General features: G+C 62.2%; 5 protein-coding genes. 1 reads left to right on the forward strand and 4 read right to left on the reverse strand.

Annotation, left to right across the window (positions count from 1 at the left end):
* Positions 1–767: alpha/beta hydrolase (locus J4F42_20005; GenBank protein ID MCE2487804.1), on the forward strand; the 767-nt coding region annotated here is incomplete at its 5' end.
* Here J4F42_20005 and J4F42_20010 read toward each other — a convergent pair.
* From J4F42_20010 to J4F42_20025, 4 genes are all read right to left on the reverse strand, one after another.
* Complete coding sequence (locus J4F42_20010) at positions 764–2,509, reverse strand: hypothetical protein (GenBank protein ID MCE2487805.1); 1,746 nt, start codon at positions 2,507–2,509, stop codon at positions 764–766. The two genes, J4F42_20005 and J4F42_20010, sit on opposite strands and share 4 nt — an antisense overlap.
* A gap of 55 nt (positions 2,510–2,564) precedes the next feature.
* Complete coding sequence (locus tag J4F42_20015; GenBank protein MCE2487806.1) at positions 2,565–3,836, reverse strand: DUF1329 domain-containing protein; 1,272 nt, start codon at positions 3,834–3,836, stop codon at positions 2,565–2,567.
* Between the two features lie 38 nt (positions 3,837–3,874).
* On the reverse strand, positions 3,875–5,134 hold the full coding sequence (locus J4F42_20020; GenBank protein ID MCE2487807.1) for a DUF1329 domain-containing protein: 1,260 nt from the start codon (positions 5,132–5,134) through the stop codon (positions 3,875–3,877).
* A gap of 99 nt (positions 5,135–5,233) precedes the next feature.
* The gene (locus J4F42_20025; GenBank protein MCE2487808.1) at positions 5,234–6,223 is read right to left on the reverse strand and encodes a cyclase family protein; all 990 of its coding nucleotides are present in this window, start codon (positions 6,221–6,223) and stop codon (positions 5,234–5,236) included.
* Between the last annotated feature and the right edge of the window lie 71 nt (positions 6,224–6,294).

Below are 6,294 nucleotides of genomic sequence, written 5' to 3' on the forward strand. Positions count from 1 at the left end.
ACTTTCATTACCTCGACTGGGGAACGGCGGGCAAACCGCCCTTCGTCCTGCTCCACGGCGGGGCTCAGACGGCCCACTCGTGGGATGATTTCGCGCCGGTCGTGCGCACCGACTACCACGTGTATGCACTCGACCAGCGCGGTCATGGCGACTCGGGCTGGGCTGCCGACGGGGATTACACCCGCCACACCCAGGCTGATGATGTGGCCGCCTTTGTCGCCGACCGTGGCCTCGCGCCCCATCTGCTGGCCGGCCTGTCCATGGGCGGCATCAACGCCATTAGCTACACGGCGCGTTATCCCGAACGGGTGCGGGCGCTGGTCGTCGTCGATGTCGGCCCCGAAATCGAACACAAGGGCCAGGAGAATATCCAGGGCTTTGTCGGCATCGACGCCCTGGATTCGTTTGAGGCCTTTGTGGAACGCGCCCACAGGTTCAACCCCCGTCGCTCGCTCGATAACCTGCGCCAGCGCCTGTCGCATAATCTCAAACCGCTGCCCAATCAGACCCGCCGGGGTTCCGGCAGCCTGCGGTCGAGCCTCAAGCCCGAAGAGCTGTGGCAGGACGTGGGCACGATTCGCTGCCCGACGCTCATCGTACGGGGCGGAGAAAGCGATATTCTGTCTCCGGCGGCGGCGACCCGACTCCAGGCCGCCATTCCCGACAGCCGGCTGTCGGTCGTGCCCGGCGCCGGGCATTCGGTGATGGGGGACAACCCGGACGGCTTTGCGGCCGCAGTCCAAGCCTTCCTGCAAACTCTAGGCTAAAACACCATTTCCATCTGCGCGATCAGATTATCGCGGTCGCGCAGAAAGCCGATGCCGTTAAACTGTCCGTCCAGATAATTGTACTGCAGGGTCAGCCGGAACGGGTCGCGGGTCAGGGTCACCCCCGGCTGCACCAGCCACGAGCCCTGCCAGTCGTAGAAAAACACCAGCTGGGGGGCAATCACGCCGGACCGGAATGAGGTCGAGACGCTGAACGTATTGACGAACTGATGCTGGTCAATCTCGACCAGGGCGTCGTGGTTGGGGTCACGAACACCGACCGCATAGTGACCAAAGCCGTACGGCCGCACATCCTTGAGCGGCGTGTTATCAAAATCGACAATATGGGTGGCAAAAAACTGGCCGCTGAAGATAAACGACTGCTGGGGGTTCAGGGACCGGATGTAGCGGTTCACATCCAGACCCAAGGCCCAGCGTATAACGTGCGAGCGGTCAATATCGCTCTTATAGCTCAACAGCCTGGAGCCGTCTGGATCCACGCCGACCTGACGGAAGCCCGGCGTCAGTTCGTCCTCCAGGACCGGTCCGAAGATTGCGGTCGGCCCGGAGTTCTTGGTGAAGTACTCGCGCCAGAAGACCGCCACCTCGCTGCGGACAATCGCGTCGAGGCGCGGCAGGCTGAACGAGGCGGTGGCGCCGCTGATGGCAATCTTTGGAAAACGGACGTTGGCCTGGAAGTTATCGACCAGAAAGCGGGCCGCCTCGCCCGCCTCAACCGCAGCCTTGTAGTGCGCCAGGGAGACCGGCCTGCCGGCGGGCGTGACGACCTGGACCATGGGCGCGTCGAGAAAGGTGTAGTAGTGGGCCGCCGACAGGGTCAGGTCGCCGACCCGGCCGGAGACCCGGAAGCCGCCCCGCGAGTCGGTGATATTCCGGGCCGGGTTTTTGACATAGCCACGGATGCCGGGCGGGTTGGGCACCGACCACGGCGAGCCGGCCGGGGTCGGCACCGAGATGGCGTCGTCAAGCACCCCAAAGGCTTCGAGGTTCAACTCGGAAAAGGGGCCGACATCCTCCAGGCTGTACACGATGCGGGCCATGTCCAGGGGCACGCGCCGGTCGTCGAGGGAAACCAGAAAACCGCCAAAGCTGGCGTCGAGCGGGTTGATCTGGTCCAGCAGGCGAAAGGCGTCCGTCTCACCCCAGGACAGGTTTTGACGGCCGATGCGGATAAACAGCGTCTCCCACGACAGATCGACGTAAGCCTCAAACAGCCGATGCCGGTTGCGCAGAGCGCGTCGGGTGTCTGAACGTGTGCAGCCGGCAACAGTGCGCGGTTTGCTGCGCGTCTGCTTGGTGACCGTTCCACAGTCGGCCTGGACCGGGTAGCGTTCGCTGAACACGTCCGGCCCGTAGTCCCAGACCCCGTCGTACTCCCCGCGATAGGTCATGAAATAACTCAGGTCTTCGAGTTCCAAGACCCGGAAGGGAGCAAAGATGGGGGCCAGGATATTGAGATTGCCCTCGTACTCGTTGTTGACCAGATCGATCAGATCGTGGCGCAGCTCCATTTGGACAAAGGTCCGGCTCTGCAACATGTTGAACGAATTGTAGGGGGTTTGCAGACGGCTGAAATCGGCCGCGTCCTCGACCGCCATGGCCATCCGGTTATACACCCGGCCGTTCACCCGCAGGGTCTGGGCTTCGTCAATGAAACGCGCCCAGGCGCTGCCCTGAAACAACACGATCAGGATGAGGACAAGAGAGGGGAGGTATTGCATAGAAACCTGGAGCAGCAGTGTATCACACGGCGAATCAGCAGATTGCTGGTCTTTTTTACTTGCCGCGACGGATCATCTCTTTGACCGTGAACCGCCTGGCCTTGACCGGCTTGTTGATCAGCACTTTGCCGGTCCACAGGCTGGCCACATCGTTCTGGTAATCCACACACAGATTACCCAGATGCACAGAGATACCCGGCACGTCGATATTGTCAGGATGAAACGCCGAATAGCCCAAGAGGTGGAACAAGGTCCGCCAGTGCTGGCCCTCGCGGTCATAGATGATGGAGTAGAAGACGGCGTACAGCTGGCGGTCAATGTACAGACGCCGCTTGCCGTACGGGTGGTTGGGGTCTGAGGGGGTCGCCTCGACCACATGCACCCGTCGCAGTTCCCACGGGATCTGGGGGTACCAGTTGCCCTTGCCACCAAAGTCCTCGGGCGCCCGGCCCTTGACAATGCCCGGGATCAGCACGACCTGCTCGCCAAGATAGTTCCAGCTGTGATCGCGGATATAGCCCTGAAAACCGGCGTGGTCTTCGATCAGAAAGTTCAGGCCGAACGAGGTTTCGAGCACGTTGGAGGCGATGCTCCGGGTCCGGCGGCTCTGGGGGTCGTAGGCCCACACCTTGCGCTCGGTGCTGTCGTCATCGTAGTGGAAGGACAGACTCTGGGCGCCTTCAAGATCCTGCGGCTGGAGCACCACCGAGTGCTCGCGCCACCAGGTGCCTTCCTTTTGCCATTTTTCCACGTTGTCGGCCGGGTCGAGCCGGTGCATGCCGTACAGACGGGCATAGTCGGTATCGACGCTGCGCTCGACACGGCCCGAGCTGTTGATTGAGCGCAACACGCCCTGGGTCTGGAGGCTGTCGCCCATATACCGGTAGCGATAATTCCAGGCTGCCTTGACCCCGGCCTGCGGGTCGGACACGTCCAGAATCGGGAAGGGTTGGCCGGCCGTATAGTTCTCAAGCCTGCCGTCCGCGCCGAGCTGGACCTGACCGACGTTGTCCGCCGAGGCGGCCACATAGCCGGCAAACAGGGGCGTGTCGGTGGTTTCCTGGACGCGAATCTCAAAGTCACCGGCCTGCACCACCCGCAAGATCTCGGGCGGCAGAACCGTTTCGGCGACCTGGGCGTTGTCCTGGGTGATCGTCATGCCCGGCGTGATCCCCTCGACCTGGGGCGTGACCTCGCGGTAGGGATAAAAAATGTCCCGCAGCTCGGCCGGAATATCCGCCTGCTGGGCGTGGCTGCCGACAGCGGCAAAGGCCAGGCTGCACACCGCGACAAGACTCATCAGGGACCGAGCCCGTGTGGACCGCATGATCGTTTCCTCCTTGGATCACTGGTCTTCTTTGGCCCTCACTTGCCGCGGCGGACCATTTCCTTGACCGTGAAACGTCTCGGCTTGATCGGTTGGTTGACCAGAAACTCATCGGCCGACCAGACTGCGGCCGAGTTGCTCTTATAGTCCACCCAGCTGTTACCCAAATGCAGCGGAGCGCCCGCAGCGTGCTGGTTGTCGGGGTCGAACTCGGGACGGCCGAACGAGTGGAACAGGGTCCGCCAGTGCTGGCCCTGCCGGTCGTAGACAAAGGCGAGCAGAATGGAAAAGGTCTGCCGATCAAAATAGAAGCGCCGTTTGCCGTAAGGATGGCCCGCATCCTTGGGCGTGGCGTCGACGATGACGATCCGGCGCAACTCCCAGGCGCCCTGCGGATACCAGCCGTTTTTGTCGGCATAGTCGGGCGGCGTACCCTCCAGAAAGCCGGGCACCAGGGCGACCCGCTCGCCGACCAAGGCCCAGTCATGATCCCGGATATAGCCGTTGAAACCCGAGTGGTCCTCAACCAGAAAGTTCAGGCCAAAAGAGGTCTCGTACAGGTTGACGACCACACTCCGCGTCCGGCGGCTCTGGGGATCGTACACCCAGCCCTTCTGGTCGGCCGTGTCGTCCGCGTAGTGCAGGCTGAGGCGCTGGGCTCCTTCGAGATCCTGGGGTGACAGGACGATGGAGTGCTCCCGGTACCAGGTGCCCTCTTTCTCCCACTCCGGCACATTGTCTTCGGCCTTGAGGCGGTGCATGCCGTAGCGCCGAACGTACAAGGTATCCACCCCGCGCTCGGTATTCCCGGAGTTGTTGATTGAGCGCAGCATACCCTGGGTCAGGACGGTGTCACCGAGATAGCGATAGCGGAAGTTCCAGGCCGCCTTCACACCGGCCTGCGGATCAGCCGGATCGAGCACGGGAAAGGGCAGACCGGCGACATAGCCGCTGAGCTGACCGTCGGCCCCGAGCTGGACGCTTCCGGCGTGCTGCACCGAGGCCTGGATGTAGTCTTCCAAGGCCGGAAAGTCGGTCGTGTCCTGGACGGTGATGGAAAAGTCTCCAGCCTGGACGATCCGAACGATTTCCGGCGCTAAGACCTTTTCGGCCAGCCCGACATTGTCCTGGTTGATCGTCATGCCCGGGCTGATGCCCTCGGCTTGGGGCTTGCCCTCTCGATAGGGATGAAAGCCGGCCAGGGCATCAGACGTGCCGTTCTGGGCTTCCGCACCTGTTCCGGCCAGGAGAAACAGCCCCATGGTCATCACGGCGATCCACGCTTTTGTCGCTCGCACTCTGATCTCCTCCTTCAAGCTGAGTGAACGTTCAGTTTGTCTTAACGAAATGGAGGCCGCTCCGCAAGGGATGGGGCGCATTGACGGGCGCCGGGCCTATTAGCTCTGGGGGGCGGCTCGAATCGGGATAGCCAGAGGTCGAACCGGGGTGCCGGTTGCCCCGCGGAGCTTGATCGGCGCAGCAATAAAGGCAAATTCGTTCACCCCGTCTCGGGCCAGCTCTTCTAACCACAGGATCTCCAGCAGACACACCCCGCGTTCGGCAAACAGATAGGTATGGACGCTGTCTTCCGACATGGGGAACTTTTCGACTCCCATGTTATCCGCGCCAATCAGGATTGCGCCGTTATCAACCAGCCAGCCGGCGCTTTCGCGGGTGATGCCCGGCTCATTGGGCACAAACTTTTCGGGATCGGGCCAGACCCGTATCCGACCGGTCCGAATCAGAACCACGTCGCCCGCCTGCAGGGCGATGCCCTGCCTGGTCATGGCTCGTTGCAGATCGTCCGAGGAGATCTCGTACGAGTCGGGTAGGATGTCGAGCCCCTTCTCGGCGGCCACGTCGATCAGGATGCCGCGGGCGATGATGGGCGGAATTTTATCCGCCCCGGCCTTTGTCCAGCCCTTATCGCTGAGGTGGGTGGCGTTGTCGTAGCCGTTGAAAATCTTGTCCCCATAGCCCAGGTGGTTGAGCGTATCCAGATGGGTGCCGGTATGGGTGGACATGATGATCGCGTCGTCGTACAGCGCCAGCTGGTCCGGGCTGCCGGCCGGGGACAGGCCCTCGACTTTGACCCCGTTGGGCGTATGGGTCATCCACATATGGAAGGGCGGGTCGCCCATGCCGAGGTCGGCCAGGCCCGGCATACCGACAAAATTGTCGACGCTCAGGTCATAGATTTTGCCGCTGTTGATGCGTTGCAGAACGGCCAGACTGGTGGCGGCGCTGAGCATATTGAGGACGCCGATCTCGTCGTCCGGTCCATAGGGGCTTTGGGCGACCTCGGCGGCCTGGCTCGGCGGCAGGCTCGACATGCACAGGGCGAATCCGACAGCAGCACAAACTGTGCTCAGTGCGTGAGTTTTCATCATGTCCCCTCCTTCTGATTCCTTCTGATCCCGGGATGGCACCATCTTCCCACGCCCGCGCTCAGGCTGTC

The sequence above is a fragment of the Desulfurellaceae bacterium genome, assembly GCA_021296095.1.
Classification (GTDB): domain Bacteria; phylum Desulfobacterota; class Binatia; order Bin18; family Bin18; genus JAAXHF01.